At 39.0% G+C, this 23,343-nt stretch carries 19 protein-coding genes and 1 other RNA gene; all 20 read right to left on the reverse strand.

Annotated elements, in window-relative coordinates:
• Nucleotides 1-403, reverse strand: a 403-nt coding sequence (gene larC, locus RYP29_RS06000) for a nickel insertion protein (protein ID WP_311532636.1), incomplete at its 3' end; no start/stop codon positions are given.
• Nucleotides 400-1,155 (reverse strand): nickel pincer cofactor biosynthesis protein LarB, encoded by a 756-nt coding sequence (gene larB / locus RYP29_RS06005; protein ID WP_311532637.1) that lies wholly within the window; start codon nucleotides 1,153-1,155, stop codon nucleotides 400-402. The genes larC and larB, both read right to left, overlap by 4 nt.
• Nucleotides 1,152-1,898, reverse strand: a complete 747-nt coding sequence (gene larE / locus RYP29_RS06010) for an ATP-dependent sacrificial sulfur transferase LarE (protein WP_311532638.1) — start codon at nucleotides 1,896-1,898, stop codon at nucleotides 1,152-1,154. Before larE ends, larB begins: the two co-directional genes overlap by 4 nt.
• Nucleotides 1,899-2,218: 320 nt before the next feature.
• Nucleotides 2,219-2,920: a DNA recombination protein RecO gene (locus RYP29_RS06015; protein ID WP_311532639.1), complete on the reverse strand. Its 702-nt coding sequence runs from the start codon at nucleotides 2,918-2,920 to the stop codon at nucleotides 2,219-2,221.
• Nucleotides 2,907-4,241 (reverse strand): hemolysin family protein, encoded by a 1,335-nt coding sequence (locus RYP29_RS06020; RefSeq protein ID WP_005379916.1) that lies wholly within the window; start codon nucleotides 4,239-4,241, stop codon nucleotides 2,907-2,909. The genes RYP29_RS06015 and RYP29_RS06020 overlap by 14 nt, the downstream gene beginning before the upstream one ends.
• 35 nt (nucleotides 4,242-4,276) lie before the next feature.
• Complete coding sequence (gene era, locus RYP29_RS06025) at nucleotides 4,277-5,176, reverse strand: GTPase Era (RefSeq protein ID WP_005379880.1); 900 nt, start codon at nucleotides 5,174-5,176, stop codon at nucleotides 4,277-4,279.
• On the reverse strand, nucleotides 5,169-5,645 hold the full coding sequence (gene ybeY / locus RYP29_RS06030; protein ID WP_038122682.1) for an rRNA maturation RNase YbeY: 477 nt from the start codon (nucleotides 5,643-5,645) through the stop codon (nucleotides 5,169-5,171). Before ybeY ends, era begins: the two co-directional genes overlap by 8 nt.
• A 5-nt stretch (nucleotides 5,646-5,650) precedes the next feature.
• The gene (locus RYP29_RS06035) at nucleotides 5,651-6,619 is read right to left on the reverse strand and encodes a PhoH family protein (protein ID WP_311532640.1); all 969 of its coding nucleotides are present in this window, start codon (nucleotides 6,617-6,619) and stop codon (nucleotides 5,651-5,653) included.
• Entirely contained in the window at nucleotides 6,616-7,593 is a 978-nt protein-coding gene (locus tag RYP29_RS06040) for a TIGR01212 family radical SAM protein (protein WP_005379958.1), read from the reverse strand. The genes RYP29_RS06035 and RYP29_RS06040 overlap by 4 nt, the downstream gene beginning before the upstream one ends.
• A 14-nt stretch (nucleotides 7,594-7,607) precedes the next feature.
• Nucleotides 7,608-9,353 carry a DUF4080 domain-containing protein gene (locus RYP29_RS06045; protein WP_311532641.1) on the reverse strand — a complete coding sequence of 582 codons (1,746 nt, stop codon included), beginning with the start codon at nucleotides 9,351-9,353 and terminating at the stop codon, nucleotides 7,608-7,610.
• 64 nt (nucleotides 9,354-9,417) lie between these two features.
• The gene (locus RYP29_RS06050; protein WP_005383423.1) at nucleotides 9,418-9,783 is read right to left on the reverse strand and encodes a DUF4229 domain-containing protein; all 366 of its coding nucleotides are present in this window, start codon (nucleotides 9,781-9,783) and stop codon (nucleotides 9,418-9,420) included.
• Nucleotides 9,784-9,930: 147 nt separating this feature from the next.
• Entirely contained in the window at nucleotides 9,931-11,379 is a 1,449-nt protein-coding gene (gene gatB / locus RYP29_RS06055) for an Asp-tRNA(Asn)/Glu-tRNA(Gln) amidotransferase subunit GatB (RefSeq protein ID WP_005379876.1), read from the reverse strand.
• Nucleotides 11,376-12,836: an Asp-tRNA(Asn)/Glu-tRNA(Gln) amidotransferase subunit GatA gene (gene gatA, locus RYP29_RS06060; RefSeq protein WP_005383425.1), complete on the reverse strand. Its 1,461-nt coding sequence runs from the start codon at nucleotides 12,834-12,836 to the stop codon at nucleotides 11,376-11,378. The genes gatB and gatA overlap by 4 nt, the downstream gene beginning before the upstream one ends.
• Nucleotides 12,837-12,847: 11 nt before the next feature.
• Nucleotides 12,848-13,138: an Asp-tRNA(Asn)/Glu-tRNA(Gln) amidotransferase subunit GatC gene (gene gatC / locus RYP29_RS06065; RefSeq protein ID WP_118353922.1), complete on the reverse strand. Its 291-nt coding sequence runs from the start codon at nucleotides 13,136-13,138 to the stop codon at nucleotides 12,848-12,850.
• Between the two features lie 64 nt (nucleotides 13,139-13,202).
• On the reverse strand, nucleotides 13,203-15,203 hold the full coding sequence (ligA, locus tag RYP29_RS06070) for an NAD-dependent DNA ligase LigA (protein ID WP_311532642.1): 2,001 nt from the start codon (nucleotides 15,201-15,203) through the stop codon (nucleotides 13,203-13,205).
• A gap of 30 nt (nucleotides 15,204-15,233) precedes the next feature.
• The gene (gene pcrA, locus RYP29_RS06075) at nucleotides 15,234-17,423 is read right to left on the reverse strand and encodes a DNA helicase PcrA (protein WP_311532643.1); all 2,190 of its coding nucleotides are present in this window, start codon (nucleotides 17,421-17,423) and stop codon (nucleotides 15,234-15,236) included.
• Between the two features lie 110 nt (nucleotides 17,424-17,533).
• Nucleotides 17,534-18,475 (reverse strand): manganese-dependent inorganic pyrophosphatase, encoded by a 942-nt coding sequence (locus RYP29_RS06080; protein ID WP_009661058.1) that lies wholly within the window; start codon nucleotides 18,473-18,475, stop codon nucleotides 17,534-17,536.
• A 150-nt stretch (nucleotides 18,476-18,625) separates the two neighbouring features.
• Nucleotides 18,626-21,835 carry an efflux RND transporter permease subunit gene (locus tag RYP29_RS06085; RefSeq protein ID WP_311532644.1) on the reverse strand — a complete coding sequence of 1,070 codons (3,210 nt, stop codon included), beginning with the start codon at nucleotides 21,833-21,835 and terminating at the stop codon, nucleotides 18,626-18,628.
• 10 nt (nucleotides 21,836-21,845) lie between these two features.
• Nucleotides 21,846-22,976 carry an efflux RND transporter periplasmic adaptor subunit gene (locus RYP29_RS06090; protein WP_118353925.1) on the reverse strand — a complete coding sequence of 377 codons (1,131 nt, stop codon included), beginning with the start codon at nucleotides 22,974-22,976 and terminating at the stop codon, nucleotides 21,846-21,848.
• 259 nt (nucleotides 22,977-23,235) lie between these two features.
• Nucleotides 23,236-23,343: a transfer-messenger RNA gene (gene ssrA / locus RYP29_RS06095) on the reverse strand; the annotation flags it as partial.

Raw genomic sequence — 23,343 nt, forward strand, 5'->3', positions numbered from 1 at the left:
ACGTATCGGAAATAGATAAGCTATTAATTATATCCGTTACACCTTGTAAGCCTCGACCATGTACATGATGTTCACTATGTATATGGTAATCTGAATGTTCTTCATGCGTATCTGTCTCACCATGTTCCTGATGAGCATCGTGATGGTGATGATCAGTATGATGCTGGTCATGGGGACTACCTGTATGATGTTCAGACTCTTCTATACCATTAATGGTAACCGCTACCCGATAACCTTGTAAGCCCTTATCTTCTTTCGGAATAAGTGTATAGGTAACATTAGGTATCCCTATTTGATTAAGCCGTTCTATCCATATTTCAGGGTTATCTACTAAACCGAGTAATGTCGCGGTCAGCATGTCTCCTGCAATGCCCATTTGACAATCTAAAAATAATCGTTTCATTTACTTTCACCTATATGATTAATCATATTCGCTGTATAAGCAGCACCAAATCCATTGTCTATGTTGACAACCGTAACACCGCTAGCGCAAGAATTGAGCATCGATAATAACGCCGTAACACCACCAAATGCCGTTCCATAACCAACACTAGTTGGTACGGCGATAACAGGTACATCCACAAGGCCACCAACAACACTTGCTAAAGCCCCTTCCATGCCGGCAATGACAACGATAACCTTAGCAGACATAATAGTATCTAAATGTTGTAACAAACGATGAATACCCGCTACACCTACGTCATAAATTCGATTGACCGTATTACCATAAAATTCAGCTGTAATTGCACATTCTTCAGCCACTTTATAATCACTTGTACCGCCGGTAACAATAGCTATACTTGAATCTGTTTTTTCCGTAGGCATATCACCAACGTAGCCGATATGAGCATCCTTGATATAGGTCAAGGAATGGTGTTCTTGAACCTCTGCAGCCACATCAGGTGCTAAGCGTGTAATCAATATATGACCTTGTCCATTAGACTGCATGGAGGAGATAATACCCACGATTTGTTCACTAGTCTTACCAGCACCATAAATAACCTCTGGCACACCTTGCCGTAATTGACGATGTAAATCAACGTTGGCATACCCTAAATCCTCTATCGGTTTCATCTTTAGCTTTAATAAGGCTGCATCCACATCTACCTGTCCATTTTTTACTTGCTCTAAAAGAGATCTTATATCATCGCTCATGAACGCACCTCTAAATCTAATACAACATCATCAAACATAGATTTAAAACATATGAGAATCTCAATCCTATTCTTAATAACAATAGCTATTTGATTCTCTGGGACTTGAATTTTAGCAGTATTCCCTATCAGACGAACTCTAAAATCTGATAGTCCTAACGAAAATAAATACCCTTCCGCTTTTTCGATATGTTCTAAATCATGACCTGTTATGTGCTGTCCCGCTTGAAATCTCGTAGCTAAACAGGCGTAGGATGGTTTATCCCAGGTAAATAAATTAGCCTGTTTGGCCAACTGGCGAATCATAGATTTTGTTAAGCCACAGTCTCTTAGTGGCGACTTAACAGATAGCTCAGCTATTGCTTTCATACCAGGGCGATCATCTACCTCATCACTGGCATTGGTTCCATCGCATAATATGGAAAATCCATCGCGTTTAGCCTGTTCACTTATCGTTGTGAATACATGATGTTTACAGTAATAGCATCGATCACTTGGGTTGCTCGTTACATCATCATGTTCGAGTACATCAATATCTATGATTTCTAAGGGAATACCGATATATTCTGCAATTTTCTTGGCATCATCTAATTCAAACTGTGGCACAAACTGAGACTTAACAGTATATGCTTTGCATGGAATGCCAGATTGTTTGACAGCATACGCTAAATAGGATGAATCTACACCACCAGATAGAGCTACACCTACATTACCTAATGTCTTTATATACTCGATTAATTCCATGCCATACAATCCTTTAATAAATTTCTATAATCTATAGTTTCAAAATAAAAAAATAAAATAGAGCCATCACTATAGGCTCTAATATCACTCTACTATATATAGAACAACCATTAATGTATTTAGTATAAAACTTTTTGTTCCCATTTTCTAACTCATAAATGAGATATATATTCAGGTAATACATTATATTTTTTCTATATAAGAAAACCACTTATCTTAAATAGGTTTATCTAACCTATTCGAGATAAGTGGTTTAAAATTTATAAAAATTTTTGATAAGGAGTCTTATGAATCGACACCTAATAATTTATTAGTATATATTATAAACTCATCAGAAATTTTACACTTTGCAGTTGTTTACCTATTTCCTGTTCACAATAAGAAAATAGTAATCGTTCTAATTCCTTCCATACAGTTCCAGGAAGTTCAATAGGTGCTGCATCGCCCCATTGATAGGCCAAAATATTTGGCATTGCGTTGCGTAATGCAAGGGATGGATTCATATGCGTATGTATCCGTAGTTCGTTCCAGAATAAATCAATTCCATCTCCGGTATTAAAAGCCTCATGTTGTGGCATTATTCCCGCTAACGACAGCATTTGCCATCCCAATATGATAGTCCCTAATCGTACATTTCGTTGACGTATCGATTTTGAATAATTGACTACAGCAGTAAATACATGACAATCAACATCATACGATGCAAATAGTTCTTGTATCAGTTCACTGGCTACGGCTGCATAGGCAATATTATCTAGATTCGTATCTAGAGATTCCACTACATAGGACCCATCAATTTGTGTGACTTTCACAAATTCCCCATCCTGCACAACTGTGATATACATAGCACTGAAGGGGCGTAAATACGATGCATTACGCAATGTTTGCAACCGTTTATGCGGAAAAGAGGCCCTAATAATGCCTAAGGACGGTGTGATAAAGGTAAACACCGAATAGAGCTTATATTTCTTCCGACTCACCACGATGGCCGGCGTATTAAAAGCGCCACTAATCTTGTTCATGTTCATCATCCGTAACAGTTTCAGACTCAGGTAATGGTGTTACACGCAAACGTGAAATACGATATCCTTGCATCTTGATGACTTCAAATGTATAACCATAAGCATCAACAGTATCCCCCACAATTGGAGTACGGCCTAATAACCCGAAGATATAGCCACCAATCGTATCGGAATCGGAGTCTTCAATGTGAATATTCATCATTTCAGATACTTCATCCACAAGAACCTTACCATCAAATTCAAAGGAACCATCAGAATAACTCATCGTAGCCGGCAAATGAGGTTCATGTTCATCTTGAATATCACCTACTAATTCTTCGATGATATCCTCTAACCCTACAAGGCCTACCATACCGCCGTATTCATCGACAACAACGGCTTGGTAAATACGACGTGTTCGCATGTATTGCAATAAGGTAGATAATTTCATAACTTCAGGAACCGTCAAGATATCTCGTTTGATGTTGCGCAAATCTTTTCTAGCCTGCTTTTGACGTTCCATCAAATCCTTAATATGTACAAGGCCTACAATATGATCCTTATCTTCCACACACAATGGGTATCTCGTATGCGATGTAGAACGAATTACCTTCATGGCTTCATCATAACCATCTTCCACGAAAATACAATCCACATCTTGGCGAGGCACCATAACCTCTTTTGCCATACGTTCCACAAAGTTGAAAACGTTGTCTATCAACTCGGATTCTACCTGATTTAACTGACCTTCTTCATGACTTCTAGAAATCATCATGCGTAGTTCCTCTTCCGTATATACAAGGTCTAGTTCAGTTAAGTATTTTGTTTGGTAAAATTTAAGGATGCAATTGGATATTTTACTAGCTAACCAGACAAAAGGATATACAATACGACCAACGCCAACGACGATGCGACTATGCATATTTACATATTTTGTAGGGAATGATAAACCCAATGCTTTCGGTACAATTTCGCCAAAGATGAGGACGATAAGACTAATGATAATAAGCAAGATCAGGTCTAAAATATGATGAACCCATGTACCATGGATATTAAAAATATCCATGATACCTACCACAAAACTATTAAAGATATATGTGCCAGTACCTGCTAAGGTGAGAATGAAAAAGAGTATTAGAAATTGTGTAGTATTAAGGAAATACTCAGGATTTTGGTATAGCTTTAACAAGAATTGGCGATCCTTTTCATGTAGGATTTCCATATCTTCTACGTGTTCCTTGCGCAACCGCGCAAAGGAGAATTTTGCTACCACCAAAAAGTTAATTAAGAAAATACATACTATGCCGAACCCAATCGGTAACAGGGCATCTATACTGTCCATAACAATCCTTTCTAACTATAATCAATCTAAATAATCTATTTTTTATATCCCAATTCTGAAAGCATACCCGATTTATTACGCCAATCCTTTTTAACCTTAACCCATAAATCAAGATATACTTTTGTAGCCAATAACTTTTGAATATCCATGCGCGCTTCTGCACCAATCTTGCGTAGTAACGCACCTTTGTTACCAATGATGATACCCTTTTGAGAATCTCGTTCACAATAGATGGTAGCACGAATATATGTGGTTCCATCATCACGAGTCTTCATTTCATCTACATCTACAGCGATGGCATGAGGAATTTCATCACGGGTAGACAACAAAATCTTTTCGCGAACGATATCAGAAATAATCAATCGTTCTGGTTGGTCTGTAATCATATCTTCTGGGAAGTATTGAGGACCTTCTGGCAAATGCTCACCTAGCACATTAAGAAGTTCAGATAAATTTTCTTTATTCTTTGCCGAAATAGGAATGACACCAGCAAATGGATACGCATCTTGATAGGATACGATAGCTTCTAATACCTGTTCTTTTTGCAGTGTATCAATTTTATTGACTACGAGGAATACCGGTACTTTCACGCGTTTTAATTGTTCAATGATGAAATTATCTCCTGGACCTCGTTTTTCATTACCTGCCACAACAAATAGAACGGCCTCTGTTTCCTTCAAAGATTCAATGGCTGCATCGACCATGAATTCACCTAATTTATGTTTTGGCTTATGTACGCCAGGTGTATCCATGAAAACGATTTGTTTTTCTTCATCGGTGTAAACACAAATAATGCGGTTACGCGTTGTCTGTGCCTTATCGGATACAATGGCAATCTTGTCGCCTATCAAGGCATTAATCATGGTAGACTTGCCTACATTTGGTCGCCCTACAACGGCTACGAAGCCGGATTTAAAATGTTCTGCTTTATTCATTATATGGTTGATCCTCTCGTACATACCCTAAATTAGAAAGCACAAATTCTTCTTCTGTGCGCATTTCTTTTTTATCTTCATCGGTCATATGGTCATAGCCTAAGATATGCAAACAACTATGTGTTGTTAAATAGGCTAATTCCCGTTCAAAACTATGTCCATACTCGACAGCTTGTTCATGAGCTCGTTCTAAGGAGAGTATCATATCCCCCAATAGGTGATGTTCCTCTTCACTACCTTCGTAATCGTCTCCTTCATTAAGGGCAAAGGACAATACATCTGTTGGTCTATCAATACCGCGATATTCCTTATTTAGTTCATGAATTTTCTTATTGTCGCATAGTAGAATGCTTAACTCATCATCTTCAAGTCCATACACGCGGCTCACTTCATCGCAAACCTTTTGTATAACCTCTTCAATCTTAGTATCTCGGACTATACCATCATCATAACTAATTTGTATATGCATAATTCTTATTCTTCCTTTGAAAGCTTTTGATGGTATGCATCATAGGCTTTAACGATGCGACCTACCAAATCATGACGCACCACATCTTGATCTGTAAAATACACCATATGAATACCAGACACGCGTTTTAATACCTTTTCTGCTTCATAGAGCCCAGATGTCACACGCGGAGGCAAGTCAATTTGTGTTTTATCACCATTGACGACCATTTTAGAGTTATTACCTAAACGAGTTAAGAACATCTTCATTTGCTCTGCCGTCGTATTCTGTGCTTCATCCAAGATGACGAAGGCATTTTCTAATGTACGACCGCGCATATACGCTAATGGTACCACCTCGATTGTGCCCCGTTCCATAAAGCGTTGTACTTGTTCAATACCAAACATTTCGTGCAACGCATCATAAAGCGGACGCAAATATGGATCTACCTTATCTTGTAATTCGCCAGGTAAGAACCCTAGTCGTTCACCAGCCTCTACGGCAGGTCGCGTCAAAATAATCTTATCTACATTGCGGTTCTTCAAGTAAAATGCGGCTAATGCAACAGCCAAGAACGTTTTACCCGTACCGGCAGGTCCAATGCCAAAGGTGATAGTATTCTTGCGAATACTGTCCACATATTGCTTTTGACCTTCCGTCTTTGGCGTAATGCTTTTACCGCGCATCGTTACGGACAAAGTATCCTCGAACATAGAGTGAAGGGCATCCCCTTTGCCATTCATCACCATCTTAGCCGCAATGCGAACTTGAGATTCTGTAATCGTACTGCCTTCTTTATAGAGGAATACCAGTTCCTCTAATGTCCGATACAACGCCTCTACTTGAAGCTCGTCCCCTTTTATGACAACTGTATCACCACGGGATACAATATCCGCAGGAATGACTTCATTCATCATTTGTAAATATCTATTGTGTTGACCTAGTATAGATTGTGCTAAGTCATAGGTAGGAAAGGTAAATACCCGTTCGCTCATGCTTGTCCCCCATCTATAAATTTACGTACTGCTTTACCATTTAAATAATCACATAAATCGCCTTGATGTGCATCTAGTTCATCCATCATATCGTCGATTAAATCCTGCACACGCCACCAACCCATAGACCAATTGGTAAATAATGTATTATCCTCTGGGGCACGACCCACTAATCGTTGTAACACGATATCTGGATGGAGATGGCGTAAAAACTGAACAACGCGCTCCGCATACTCCTCAGCGCTAATCAAGGTGATTTGACCTTCTTCATACCATTTGGCCATCAATGTATGTTTCACAATATATAGAGCATGTAACTTTACTTGGTCAACGCCAAGGGATGATAAAATTTTGGCCCCTTCAATGGTATCCTCCATCGTATCCCAAGGCAAATTAACAATCATATGTGTGGTCACATTAAATCCATAACGCTTAATGCGTAAAACCGCATCGATAAATTGCGCTAAATCATGGCCTCGATTAATCTTCTCAAGTGTATGATAATTAACGGTTTGCAATCCTAATTCAATATAGATATCCTTATGAAATCGTTGTTGTATGTCCTGTAATACATCTAAATACTCATTAGAAATACAATCAGGTCTCGTAGCGATTGCAATCCCTACGGCTTCATCAATACAACCTTGTTCCATATAGGATTTAAAATCCTCAAGAGGTAAATAGGTATTACTAAAGTTTTGATAATAAGGTATAAATTTTTTAGCCTTATATTTAGGTCCGATGTGTGCAATATTTTCTTCTAATTGCATGCGCACCGTCATCCATGCAGGTCTATTTTCATAACCAGCACCGATTTCCCCACAGAATGTACATCCTCCAACACCAGCTGATCCATCTCGATTAGGACAGGTTAAAGGTAATGCGACAGGTAATTTATATACCTTTTCACCATATGTTTCTTTATAAAATTTTGACACCATCCGGTACCGTTTCGGTCTCGTTGTATCTGACATAACACTCCTCTATATCATTGTATGTTTTCAGGGCGAATGAATGGGGTCACTTCTTTATTCACATCTATAATCACTGTGAAAGCCCCTTCTGGTATATGTTGAATGCCTAAATAGGTTGCTGTTTCACGGCTCATTGTCATTTCCACATATTGCTGACGAATTTTACGCCATTCTTTAAACGTATAATTGGGAATAAATGTAGACGCAATCTCTTCATTGCGCCAAAACGCTTCGCCTACTTGTAGCAATTCCTTTGTTTGTTTAGGCAATCCTACTGCGTCGCTGCGCACCTTACCGCGATAGCTTACCAATGTATCGTATTGCAATAACTCTGCAGCTATCGTATCACCTTTTGCAAGGAAGAAACGATATAAGAATTCAATTTGATCTATATCCTTAAGATTAACCTTATGATTACCTTCCTTAAGCCATGCACGTGTCATATCACAAAAATAGGTAAATGCATCCATTTCACCGTGTATCAATTGTTGTCCGATATAGCCAAATGTTGTTCTAAATCGTTCACTATTATAAAAACGCTCAAATACATCTTCAAAATATTTCAAGAAACGTACATCATCATAAGGTAGTACATGCGTGCTTAGAACCTCATATGGAGCCAATGGATCTGCCACATACTTATATTCACGCATACGTCGTACACCAGATCCTTTTAGCAATTTTAAGAATCCTATTTGTAATGCATGAGGTTGTAAGCTAAATAAATCGTTAAAAGATTGTCCAAATCGATTAAAATCCTCGTGAGGCAATCCTACGATAAGATCCATGTGAACATGCGTACGTCCTGCTTGAATAATAGGACGTATAGATTTTTGGATATATGGCCAATCATTATAGCGATTGATAGCATCTAATGTTTTCTTATGCGTACTTTGTACACCTACCTCGATTTGAATGCGTCCAGGCGGCGTTTCACAAAGAATGTTGGTTTCCCACTCCGTCATAAGCTCTGGTTCCATTTCTAAGTGGAAATTCATATCTGTATCGCTGTCTCTCATGAACTCCATAAGTGGTCTATGATGATGAGGTGCACAGTTAAAGGTGCGGTCTACAAATTTTACTTGCTTCACACCATGATCAATAAACCATTGCAATTCTTCTAATGTCCTCTCTTGAGGAAAGAATCGTACAGTATTCTTATTGCCCGACAAACAGTACTGACAGGAAAAAGGACAACCACGAGAGGATTCATAATAAATAATCTTATGCTCTAAATCCTCCATGTCTTCCTCTGTATAAGGGAATGGTATAGACGCTAAATCAGAAACCTCTACAGCCTCTAAAGATCCTAGAATACTACTATCCCTACGTCCTCTCACGCCGGGAATCACAGGGTCTAATCCATCATTACCAAGCTGTAAGGCTGTTACAAGGGCATGGAATGCTTCCTCGCCCTCACCTTGTACAATATAATCGATATTCGGACATCGTTCTAATAATTCATCAGCTGTGAAAGAAACCTCTGGTCCGCCCAATACGATTTTAATATCGGGCCGTACGGCTTTCACCATGTCCACCACATGCAAGGTCATTTCAATATTCCAAATGTAGCAGGCAAAACCTAGGACATCGATATCATGCTCTGTAATATCGCTGAGAATATGCAAAACAGGCATATTAATAGTATATTCCACTATATCGTATGCCTGTCCATGGGCTTCACCATAAGCCTTGAGATATCTCAAGGCTAGTGAAGAATGTATAAATTTTGAGTTTAATGTTGATAGAACTACGTTCATAGTACCCCTTTAGCATCATCGAATGGACTTGCCACCGTCTTGTCATAATAGATATATTATACCATTAAAACAAGCCTAAGATAAAGGAGATAATAGCCCCTACTAGGATGACCACGCCAACGATGGACAAGATGATGCCGCCAAAGAATACGATAGCTGCTAAGATTGCAGCTAATACAATAATCATAATGATACGGCTTAGCCAACTAGAACCGCCAAAATGATATACCTTCACACGAGGGCCATAGTCTTGAAATTGCTCATACCCACTTCGGTCTTCTTCTTTTTGAGTAGGTGTAAATTCCACTTGTACAGTATCCCCTTCTTCATCAATGGTAACCCCATCAAAATCACGGCGCTCTGTATCGCTTAGGACACGTGTCTTAGTTTCTTGTTCTTTATTTTCATTCATTGTATTTTGGTTATTCATGATATATTCCTTATCACAAAACTATTAATCAATTTTATACAATTTATTATACCATAATAGTCAGTGAAACAAAATATCCCCTATGGTAAATATACCATAGAGGACAATTCGTTTATATATATTAAGATGAACTAAATCAAGACAGTCTTAGTCGTTTAAGAATTTTTGTAATAATTGGTTAACCATACCAGGGTTAGCACGGCCTTTGGATTCTTTCATAACTTGACCTACCAAGAAACCGATAGCTTTGCCATTACCGCCCTTAAAGTCAGCCACTGGTTGTGGGTTATTAGCGATAACTTGTTTTACGATTTCTTCAATAGCGCCAGTATCTGTAATTTGAACAAGACCTTCTTCTTTTACGATAGCATCAGCATCCTTGCCGGATTCCCACATGGATACGATAACTTTTTTCGCAATTTTACCAGAAATGGTGCCTTTTTCAATAAGAGCAATCATACCAGCCAAGTTTTCAGGGCTTACCTTAGATTCACCAAATGTTAAGCCGCTTTCATTGATCATCTTAGACAAATCACCAAGCATCCAGTTAGCCACAGTCTTAGGATCTGCGCCAGCTTTCACAGCTGCATCTAAATAATCAGCTGTCTTACGAGCCATGGTAAGGATGGTTGCATCTTCATGAGACAAGCCATATTCGGATACAAAGCGCGCAATTTTAGCGTCTTGCAATTCAGGCAAGGAACGACGTACTTCTTCGATTTTTTCGTCCGTAATTACGATTGGTACCAAGTCTGGTTCTGGGAAGTAACGGTAATCATTTTCTTCGTCCTTCTTACGCATGCCAAGAGTGATGCCTTGTGCATCGTCCCACGTACGTGTTTCTTGGTCTACTTTGCCGCCTGCTTCGATAAGCTTAGCTTGACGCAATGCTTCGTATTCAACAACCTTTTGAATAGCTGTTAAGGAGTTAACGTTTTTAGTTTCTGTACGTGTACCAAATTCTTTGGAGCCACGAAGGCGTACGGATACGTTACAGTCACCACGCAAGGAACCTTCTTCCATACGACCGTCAGATACTTCTAAATATTGCAAAATGGAACGCAATTTTTCAACGTATGCTCTCGCTTCTGCACCGGATCGAATATCTGGTTCAGATACGATTTCAAGAAGAGGTACGCCTGTACGGTTATAGTCAACATTAGAAGAATTAGAATCGGAAATCGTATTACCGCTATGAACCAATTTACCAGCGTCTTCTTCCATGTGAATACGTGTGATACCGATGCGTTTAGTTTCACCATTTACTTCAATGTCTAAGTGACCATTCAAGCAGATTGGCAAATCATATTGAGATGTTTGATAGTTTTTAGGCAAATCAGGATAGTAGTAGTTTTTACGGTCAAATTTGTTGAATTTAAGAATTTCACAATTCAACGCTAAACCTACTTTGATGGCAAATTCTACTACTTGTTTATTCAACACAGGCATAGCACCAGGTAAGCCAAGACATACTGGGCATACATGTGTATTTTGATCACCGCCGAATTCAGTGGTACAACCACAGAAGATTTTAGACTTAGTCTTAAGCTCTGTATGAACCTCTAAACCAACGACTGTTTCGTATTTACTACTCATAGAGAAACCTCCCCAGTTGGTGCTACTAATTGACAATCTGGACGTGCTTGTTCGAATGTGAAAGCGGCACGTAACAATGTTTCTTCGCCCATTGCAGGACCCAATAATTGTAAGCCAATTGGCAAGTTATCGCTACTCATGCCCGCTGGAATGCTAATACCAGGAATACCTGCTAAGTTAGCTGGAACTGTACAAATATCTTCTAAGTACATTGCTAATGGGTCATTGATTTTTTCACCAAACTTATACGCTGTGTTAGGGGCTGTTGGAGCCAATAACAAATCAACCTTGGAGAAGGCTGCATCAAATTCATTTTTGATAACGCGACGTACTTTAAGAGCTTTCAAATAATATGCATCGTAATAACCGGCGCTCAATACATAGGTACCGAGCAAGATACGACGTTGCACTTCTGGTCCAAAGCCTTCTGTACGAGTTTTAGTAGACATTTCTACCAAATTATCTGCAGGCACACGCAAACCATAGCTTACACCATCATAACGAGCCAAGTTGGAACTTGCTTCTGCCAATGCGATAATATAGTACGCAGACAAAGCATATTTTGTGCTAGGCAAGGAAACCTCAACGATTTCAGCGCCTAATTTTTTATATGTTTCGATAGCTTCATCGATAGCCTTGCGTACTTCTGCATTGAGACCATCGCCAAAGAATTCTTTTGGTACACCAATTTTTAAATTCTTAACATCGTTCACAAGCGCTTTTGTATAATCTACACGTTCGCCAGGAATGGATGTGGAATCCTTAGGGTCATGGCCAGCAATGGCATTTAATACCAATGCAGCATCAGTTACGTCCCGTGTAACAGGTCCAATTTGATCCAAGGAGGATGCAAAGGCAATCAAACCATAACGTGATACATTACCATAGGTAGGCTTCATACCTACCACACCACAGAAGGATGCTGGTTGGCGGATAGAACCACCTGTATCGGAGCCCAATGCCCAAATAGCAGAGCCACTGGATACTGCCGCTGCACTACCACCGGAAGAACCGCCTGGTACGCATTCCAAATTCCATGGATTAGCTGTTTTAGCTAATGCGGAATTTTCTGTGGAACCGCCCATAGCGAATTCATCCATGTTAAGTTTACCTAAGCTAACCAAGTGATTAGCATGTAATCGTTCAATAACGGATGCATTATATGGAGGAATGAAATGTTCCAACATTTTAGATGCACATGTAGCAGGTTGATCTTTAATACAAATATTATCCTTAATAGCGCCAGGAATACCTGCTAATGGAGAAATAGCTTCACCTTTAGCAATTGCTTCATCTACAGCTTTTGCAGATGCTAATGCTAATTCGTGAGAATCAGATAAATACGCATGTACCTCTGGTTCCACTTTTGCTTTGTGACTAATCACTGCATTTGTTAATTCTACAGCACTGATTTCTTTGTTCACTAATTTAGTGTGTAATTCATGAATTGTTGCCACAGTGAAACCTCCTATTCTTGTACAACGCGTGGTACCTTAAAGTACCCGTCTTCTTCTTCAGGTGCATTAGACAATGCTAAGTCGTGATCTAAAGAAGGTTTAGTCTCATCTTCTCTAAATACATTATGCAAAGGAACAGCATGAGCCATTACTTCTACATCATCTAATTCTAATTCATTTAATTCTGCTACATACGTTAAGATATCGGATAATTCCTTCTCAACGGTAGCCATTTTATCTTCTTTTACTTCTAATCGGGACAGTAAAGCGATTTTTTTAATTTCCTCTTGGCTGATTTTCATCGGTCCACATCCTTTCATATCTCTTAATTATAAAGCATATGACATATATTTTCAAAATAAAGGATTAGTTTTCACCTAAATCTTTAAGTAATTCTATAAATTCTTCTTCATTGATAACGCGAATACCAAGTTCATTCGCCTTTGTCAATTTACTGCCACTATCTTCACCAGCAACGACGAGTGTTGTTTTCTTAGATACGGACCCGGTCACCTTAGCGCCGTGTTTTTCTAATAATTTACCAGCTTCACTACGACCCATGACCTCGAGTTTACCAGTAAGAACAACGATTTCACCTTCCATTTCATTACCAGCGGCTTCTTGTACATCTACGTCCATTTTTAAACCGGCTTCGATTAAGCCATTGATGATTTCAATATGTTGAGGGTCCTCTCGATATTCGATAATGCTATCTGCCATGGTAGGCCCAATTTCTTCCACCGCCACTAATTCGTCTTTACTAATCGTTAAAAATCTATCCATAGACTTCACAACATTAGCAATTGTACCGGCCGCTTTAGACCCGATAAGGCGAATGCCAAGGCCAAATAGTACGCGGTCTAATCCACGAGATTTAGAATCTGCAATAGCTTTCACAAGATTATCTGCCGATTTTTTACCCATACGGTCCATACCCATGATGGATTCCGTAGTCAAATGATATAAATCAACTACATTGGTAATCAATTTTTCATTGATTAAATTTTCCACAATACTTGGGCCAAGTCCATCAATATTCATCGCATCACGAGATGCAAAGTGAATGATTTGTTCCTTTTCAATAGCAGGACAATGTTTATTAGTACAGCGAATGGCCGCTTCACCTTCGCGACGTACTGCTGGACTTTCACAAACAGGACAAAGATTGGGAATTGTGAAAGGAACCTCACTGCCCGTACGTTTTTCTGGCAATACACGAATGACTTCTGGAATGATTTCAGCCGCCTTGTGAATGAGGACGTGGTCACCAATACGAATATCTTTTTCTGTAATAAAGTCTTGATTATGTAGTGTCACACGGCTCACATTGGTACCGGAAACAAATACAGGTTCTAATTCTCCAGTTGGCGTCAATACGCCAGTACGTCCTACATTGATGGTAATATCTTTGACAACTGTTTCCACCTCTTCAGGAGGATATTTATAAGCCGTAGCCCACTTAGGGTCCTTTGCGGTTGAGCCTAACATCTCTTGATCATTAAAATCATTAACCTTTATAACCATACCATCTGTATCGTATGGCAGTTCATGACGTTTTTCGCCCCAATAATTAATGGCCTCAATAACTTCGTCTACGGTATTACATACGCGATAATGAGGATTTACGGAAAAATGGAAATTCTCCAATGTATGTAACAATTCCTCTTGCGTATGAATATTAGCGCCGCTTTCAAAACCGATGGCATAAGCAAAGAATGCAAGATTTCGACTTGCCGTAATAGCAGGGTCCTGTTGTCGCAAGGAACCTGCCGCTGCATTGCGAGGATTGACAAAGGTCGGTAACCCTTCTTCATCGCGTTCCTCATTGATACGTTTAAATTCGCTATGTGGCATGTACGCTTCACCGCGAATTTCGATAAATTCTGGAGCATTTTCTAGGTATAAAGGAATGGATTTGATGGTACGCACATTAGCTGTTACATCTTCCCCTACCTTACCATCACCGCGTGTGACGGCACGGACAAAGATACCATTTTCATAGTGCAAATTAACAGCTAAGCCGTCAATTTTTAACTCCACCACATAAGCCTTTGTTTGATGTCCCAATTCCTTCGTTACCCGTTGGTCAAAAGCACGCACTTCATCCGCACTAAACACATTAGATAAGCTGAGCATAGGTCTACCATGGACTACTTTTTCAAAAGGACCATCCGCTTTGATGCCAACCCGCTGTGTCGGAGACGATGGCACAATATATTCAGGATGTGCCGTTTCTAAATCCACGAGCTCACGATATTTTTGGTCATATTCAAAATCGCTCATCGTCGGATTATCTTTTACATAATATAGATACTGAGCATGAGTCAATTCTTTTTGTAATTGTTCTATTCTATCTTTAGGATTCATAATTATCCTCTATATCATACAGTGATTGTTTTAACCTTTTTTTACCGGTGCAAACTTAGCCATAACTACACGAACACCTTGTGTAGAGAATTCAATGGTCAACTTCATGCCAGCCCCTTCACCGGAAACATTGACGACCTTACCATTCCCCCATTTGCTGTGAATCGCAGTATCCCCAACCTTCCAATCAGCGATAACTTCATTGCGAATAATCGGTTTTGTTACAGGGCGACTAGCGACCGACATATGTCTTGGCACTGTTGGTTTAATATCATCAGGAATTCTTCGTTTTGCACGTAAACTATCGACGAGTTCCGCTGGAATTTCATCGATGAAACGAGACGGTAAATAACTGCTAGTACGACCGAATACGGTACGGGTTGTAGCATTAGAAATATATAATTCCTTCTCAGCACGCGTAATCCCTACGTATGCGAGACGTCGTTCTTCTTCGATTTCCTCTGGATTCATCAAGGTACGGCTATGTGGGAATAAGCCCTCTTCTAAGCCACCAAGGAATACAATAGGGAATTCAAGACCTTTAGCAGCATGCAACGTCATCAAAGTAACCTTGGATTCTTCTTGTTCAAAGGAATCGACATCATTCACTAAGGCCACTTGTTCTAAGAAGTCTTCAACAGTACCCGTTGGATTCGTATCTTGGAAATCCTTTGCCACAGATAATAATTCACCGATATTTTCTGCACGCGCTTGGTCTTGTGGATCCGTACTTTCCTCTAATTGAGCCAAGTAGCCAGTTCTATCAAGGATAGCTTCTAAAATATCAAGGACGGATTTATCATCCATTTCTGCAACAAGTGTAAAAATTAAAATGCCAAATTCTTCAAGTTTCTCTTTCGTTTTTCCTTTAATGGTATCAACCAAATGCAATTGTGTTAAGGTCATAAATAAGGATGTACCATTTTCACGCGCATAATCCTGTAACTTAGATACCGTAGTAGCCCCAATACTACGCTTTGGTACATTAATAATACGCAATAAACTTAAATCATCGAACGGATTATATAATACGCGCAAATAAGCGAGCACATCCTTAATTTCTTTTCTATCGTAGAACTTAGTACCACCTACCATTGTGTATGGCAAAGCACGTTTGATTAACGCTTCTTCTAGCACACGAGATTGTGCATTGGTGCGATATAGGATGGCCATGTCACCATAAGGTACGCCGTGAATATCGTGTTTTTTTACGATTGTATCACCTATGAAAGCAGCCTCTTCATGTTCCGATTGAGCCGTAAAGTGTTGAATTTTAGCCCCTTCTACTTTATCAGTCCAAAGATTCTTTTCTGGGCGTCCTTCATTATTATCGATAACTGCATTGGCTGCATCCAAGATGATCTTTGTAGAACGATAGTTTTGTTCCAATTTAATGGATGTACAATTTGGATAATCCTTTTCAAAATCAAGGATATTTTGAATATCTGCACCACGCCATGCATAAATACTTTGGTCAGCATCACCTACGACGGCAATATTCTTCCAATGCGATGATAACAAATAAGCCAATAAATACTGTGCATGGTTTGTATCTTGATATTCATCAATCATGACATACTTAAATCGTTTGCTATATTTATCAAGCACAGCTGCATTAGATTGTAATAATTTAACAGCTACTAGCAATAAATCATCGAAATCTAATGCATTGTTTTTACGCAACTCTCGTTCGTAGTATTCATAGACATCAGCTACCTTTTGTTGGTAAAAATCTCGTGCTTGTTTTCTATAATCAGAGGCAAACATCAATTTATTTTTCGCATCGGAAATAGCACTGATCATGGCACCTACAGGATAATATTTATCGTCCAGATTAAGGGCCTTCAACGCTGCTTTTATAACGACTTGAGAGTCAGATGTATCATAAATTGTAAAATTACTGTTATAACCTAAAAAATTATCTAATTCAAAGCGTAAAAATTTAGCACAAAAGCTGTGGAATGTACTTAGCCAAATTCGATTAGCTACATCGCCTACAAGGCCTTCTACACGGCTTTTCATTTCCTTAGCCGCCTTATTGGTAAATGTGATGGCTAAGATTTCATAAGGATTTACACCTTGAGCTAGTAAATATGCTATACGTACAGTTAATACCTTTGTTTTCCCTGATCCTGCACCTGCTAAAATCAATAGTGGGCCTTCGGTATGTTGTACGGCTTGTTGTTGCTCCCGATTCAAGCCATCTAACAATGATTGCATGGTATCTCCTTATCTATAACATAAAATGAGTAATTATAAATGACCATCACATATAATAAAAACGTTGCAAGAGCAACGTTTTTATTACCATGATATGTCTATATCCTTTATTATTTCATAGCTCCTAAAATTGGAGGTACAATTTGTTTCTTACGGGACATTGTATTTGGTAAGAATACAGCATTATCTTTTACATCTTTACCAAATGCGTTAACTACAACGGATTCTACATCACCGCTATAGATCAATGTTGTGCTTTCATCAAGAATATTGGTAACCATAATATAGGATGCCGCATAGCCATTAGCTGTACGAAGAGCTTCTAAAGCTGCTACTAATTCAGCTTGTTTAGCCAATACATCAGTTGTATCCATAACGGAAATTTGACCGATAGAAATCGTTTGACCTGCTTCGGAGAATTCCTTCATATCAGTACGAACAATTTCATCGTTTGTTAAATCAGAAATATCTGCGCCAGCTTTCAACATTTCTAAACCATAGGATTCAATATCTACACCAGCGATGGCAGCTAGTTTATGAGCCATTTCCTTGTCTGTTTCTGTACATGTTGGAGAGCGGAACAATACAGTATCAGAAATAATAGCAGATAACATTAAACCAGCAATATTCTTAGGAATTTCTTGATTATTTTCAATATAAAGTTTAGTCAAAATTGTATTTGTACAACCTACTGGTTCCATGCGAATGAATACAGGGCCATCAGTCTCGAAATCACCAATACGGTGATGGTCGATAACACCACACATATTCATAGATTTGTAACCGTCGATGATTTGCTTGGATTCATTGTGGTCAGTTAAGTATAAATCGCCACCATTAGGAGCGAACTCTTCCCAATTTGTAACGATTTGTGGGTGTTCGAAACCGAAATGTTCCAATGCGTATTTAGTTTCCTTATTCGCATCACCAGCACATACAGGCGTTGCAGGTGTACCCATTTGTGTTAACAAATTAGCATAAGAAATAGCAGAACAAATAGAATCAGTATCAGGGCTTTTATGACCAGCCACAAATGTTTTTACATCACTCATGTTTATACCTCTTTTATATAAATATTTCACAATATCGCCCATACGATAATTAAATCGTTTTAACTAGCATATTATACCATAAAACAGTCAAAAAAACACGCCTATAAGCCATGTTATAAGCGTGTTTTATTTGTGTTATGAAATTTGGATTTAGTGATTCTTTTTACGTTTCGTAAAGAATCCAGGACCAATCTTTTCAATGATGATGAAAAGCATTGGAATGATAAAGATACCAAAGAATGTAGCGGTTGTCATACCTGCTACTACCGTGATACCCATAGAAGTACGAGCACCAGAGCCGGCACCAGTAGAAATTGCCAATGGCAATACACCAAAGATGAATGCAAAGGAAGTCATCAAGATTGGACGCAAACGAATCTTAGCCGCTTCGATAGCCGCATCGACGATATCCATACCACGTTCATCTACACGAATCTTCGCATACTCGATGATCAGAATGGCGTTCTTCGCCGCCAAACCTACCAGGGTTAATAAACCGATTTGCATGTAAATATCATTTGCTAATTGGAATCGACCGGTAAAATTCAACAAGAATGGTACTAATGCAGCACCAATCATCCCAGATGGTACAGAGAATAGTACGGCAAATGGAACTTTCCAGGATTCATACAATGCAGCAAGAATCAAGAATACAAATGTCAAGCCAAGACCTAGAATCAACATGGTTTGTGATCCAGCCTTCAATTCTTCGCGGGATTGATCGCCCCAATCATAGGTATAACCAGCTGGCAATGTTTTAGCAGCTGCATCCTTCAATGCTTGAATTGCATCACCAGAAGCATATCCTTGAGCCGCAGAGCCGCCAATTTTAACGGCCATAGCATTATCGAAACGCGTGATGGATGAAGGGGTTGACGTCTTATCTTTCGTAATGTAGTTAGCAATAGAAACCATTTGACCCTTACTATTACGAACAGCAAGCATATTCAAGTTGTCAGCATTTTGACGGAATGCATCATCTGCTTGAACAACAACCTTATAGTTCTTACCATACGATGTATAATCATTAACTTGAATACTACCATAGAAACCTTGCAATGCAGTGAAGATATCAGTGAGTTGAACACCATCTTGAGCAGCCTTATCACGATTGATTTCAAATTGTAAGGATGGGGTTGATGTATCAAATGTAGTATACACTGTTCGGATAGCTGGGTTAGTACGAGCTTCTGCCATAAATGCCTGAGCCCGTTCCGCCATTACCTCAGCACTATCACCAGCTTTATTAATGATATACATTGTAAAGCCACCAGTGTTACCAAGGCCTGGAATGGATGGAGGATTCAAAGCTACTACACTGGCTTCAGGTACATTCTTCGCACCAAAGCCAAATACTGCACCCACCATAGCATTAACAGATTGATTAGATGATTTACGTTGATCCCAATCTTTTAATACCGCAAAGGAAACACCAGCACTAGATTTTTGAGAGCCCCCTAAAAGGTCAAACCCAGAAACAGTAAATACTTGTTCTACATTATCTTTAATGCCCGGTGTTTGTTCTAAGAAATCTTTGATTTTATCAAGAGTTTCCACGGTACGAGCAGACGTTGCTCCTGGTGGTTCATTTACAGCAATAAGGAAATATCCACTGTCTTCTGCAGGTACGAAACTTGTAGGTAAGAAATGGAATACGATACCTGTACCAGCAGCAAAGACGAGCAATGTAATAACGGTTAAGCTCAAACGATGACTTAATCGAGCTAACACCTTGCCATACCAATCGCTAAAACGTTCAAGACCACGATTAAATTTATTGAGTTGACGATGAACAAAGTCTTCACGTTCTTTTTGCACATGAGGTTTTAACATCATCGCACAGAGCGCAGGTGTTAATACCAATGCAATAACAGCAGAAATTGCTACAGATACAGCAATCGTTAAGGCGAATTGTTTATACAATATACCCGTCATGCCACCCATAAACGCAACAGGTACGAATACGGCAGCCAATACGAAAGCAATACCGATAACTGGGCCTTGTACATTTTTCATAGCCGCAATGGCAGCTTCTTTTGGAGATAAACCATTATATTTTAACTCATATTCAACAGCCTCTACCACTACGATAGCATCATCGACGACAAGGCCGATAGCCAATACCATGGCAAACAGTGTTAATGTATTGATGGAGAAATCTAATAATACAAACGCGCCAAATGTTCCTAGTAATGATACAGGTACTGCAATCATCGGAATCAATGTAGAACGCCAAGATTGTAAGAATACATACACTACGATGAGTACGAGCAATAAAGCTTCAAAGAATGTATGCTCTACTTCATTAATAGAGGCACGTACGAATTTCGTATTATCTACTACTTCGTGATATTCCAAATCTTGTGGGAAAGACTTAGACTGTTCTTGCAATATTTTTTGAACATTTGAAATCGTCTCTAAAGCATTTGCATCATTTTGTAAGGAAATGGCAAAACCAGCAGACGGACGATGTTCAACAAATAAAATCTCACCAGATGGAGCATTTGGATCGCGATATGAAGACTTAGCGACAAAATCGTACCCTTTTGCGCCCACATCTATACGAGCTATATCTTTTAAATGTAATACAGTACCATTAGAGTTCTTGATAACAATATTACCAAATTGTTGCTCTGTCACTAGACGGCCATCAATTTTAATAGGATACTGGAATGCTTGTTCTCCATTAGTAGGATTTTTACCAACTGTACCAGCCGCAGCCTGTACGTTTTGCCCTTTAATAGCAGATGTTACATCAGACATGGTAATGCCTAATTTTTGCATCTTGCTAGGATCTAACCAAATGCGCATTGCATAGTCAGAACCGAATTCTTGAACGGAACCAACACCTTTTACGCCCTTAATTGCATCCATCAAATAGTTTGTACCATAGTTTTTAAGGAATGTACTATCAAAGGTACCATTAGGAGAATTCAAGGAGAAAATATACGCCATATCGCCAGAGGATTTTGTCGTTGTTACACCAACTTGTTGGACCTCTGAAGGCAGTTGAGCTAGCGCCGCTTGCACACGGTTTTGGGTATTAACCGTATCCATATCGGGATCACTACCTTGATTAAACTGTAATGACAAAGAATATGTACCAGTACTAGCACTATCAGATGTCATATAGTCTAAATCTTGAACGCCTACAATTTGAGACTCAATTACACTGGCTACAGTATCATTCAGTACTTGAGGCGTAGCACCTGTATACATGGTACTAACACGTACACTTGGTGGTGAAATTTGTGGATATCGAGCTACCGGAAGATTAACCATTGAAAGCAAACCGATTAATGTAATCATGATGGCAATAACAATGGCAAAGATAGGTCGATTAATAAAGAATTTCGACACGTCTTACCTCCTATTGTTTAGCTGTTTCAATTTGTGTTTTAGACAATTCAGTGGCTTGTACCTTTGCACCATTTTTAACCTTAGTTAAACCATCTACAACGATTTCATCACCATTTACAAGACCAGATTTAACGATTGTGAAAGCCCCTGTAGTACCACCAAGTTCAACAGCCTTTTGAGATACTGTTCCATCTTGACCGATGACATAGACAAAGTTTTTATCCATAATTTGTAAAATAGCTTTTGTAGGTACCAAAATGGCATCCGTTAATTTTTCACCAGGAGAAATAACGGTAGCAAACATATTAGGTAACAATAAATGGTCAGGGTTAGGGAACGAAGCTTTCAAAATGAGCTTGCCTGTGGAAGGATCTAATGTTCTTGCTGCTTGAACAACAGAACCTACTTGATTATATTCCTTGCCATCAGCTAAGCGTAATTTCAAATTAAGACCGCTATTTTCATCACCAGAACGAGTAGCCATAAATTCAAGATACTCTTGTTCAGTCATACTGAATTCAACGAAAATAGGATCTACAGAATCGATGGTTACCAATGTTGTGGATCCTGCATTAACAAAGGTACCTATATCAACAGCATCCATGCTCAATGTACCTGAATATGGTGCATAAATGATAGTATCACCTAAGTTATCTTGAGCAATCTTCAATGCAGCTTGTTGTGCTTCTACAGCTGCTTTAGCTTGTTCCGTGGCAGAACGTTGTGTATCTACGCGTTGGCGTGCAATCGCATCTTGACTTGCCAATGTTTCATAACGATCTAAATCAGTTTCTGCATTTTTATAATCTGCATTTGCTCTTGCTACATTAGCTTCCGCTGTTGCTACATTGGATTCATATTGGCGAGAGTCGATGCGATATAAAGGTTGACCAGCTACTACTTGGTCCCCACCTTTAACAAATTTTTCCACCACATAACCAGTAACACGAGCATGTACAGCCACAGAATTTTCTGCCTTAACCGTACCCGTATAAGTTTGATCAACTTGTGCGTTTTGCGATACGATTTTATACGAGTTTACCGCCACATCAGCTGATTGCTGTTGTTGGCTACCACAGCCTGCCACCAGTAAAGCAGATACTGCTAATACTGCTAACATGCGTGAATATCGAGACTTCATTACATGTACTCCTTTTCATAACACTAAATTTATAAGATCCAAATTCATAAATATCTCAATATATTGTACTTTATTCCGATTAGATAGTCAAGATTTCTATATCCTATAAACCTAGATAAAATCTAGGTTTATATGCATTTAATTGTGTGCAATTTCACACCATATTTTGTTGACTTTCATAAAAATTTGTGTACAAAGCAAAAATACCGAAGACTTAGTATCACTACACGATACTAAATCTTCGGTATGAATCATCTCATGGTGGAGATGAGGAGAGTCGAACTCCTGTCCAAAAGCGTTGCCATATAGACCTCTCCGAGCACAGTCTATGATTTAAGTCTCAAGTACCTATCGCTCACAGACAAAC

The organism is uncultured Veillonella sp. (assembly GCF_963534045.1).
Taxonomy (GTDB): domain Bacteria; phylum Bacillota; class Negativicutes; order Veillonellales; family Veillonellaceae; genus Veillonella.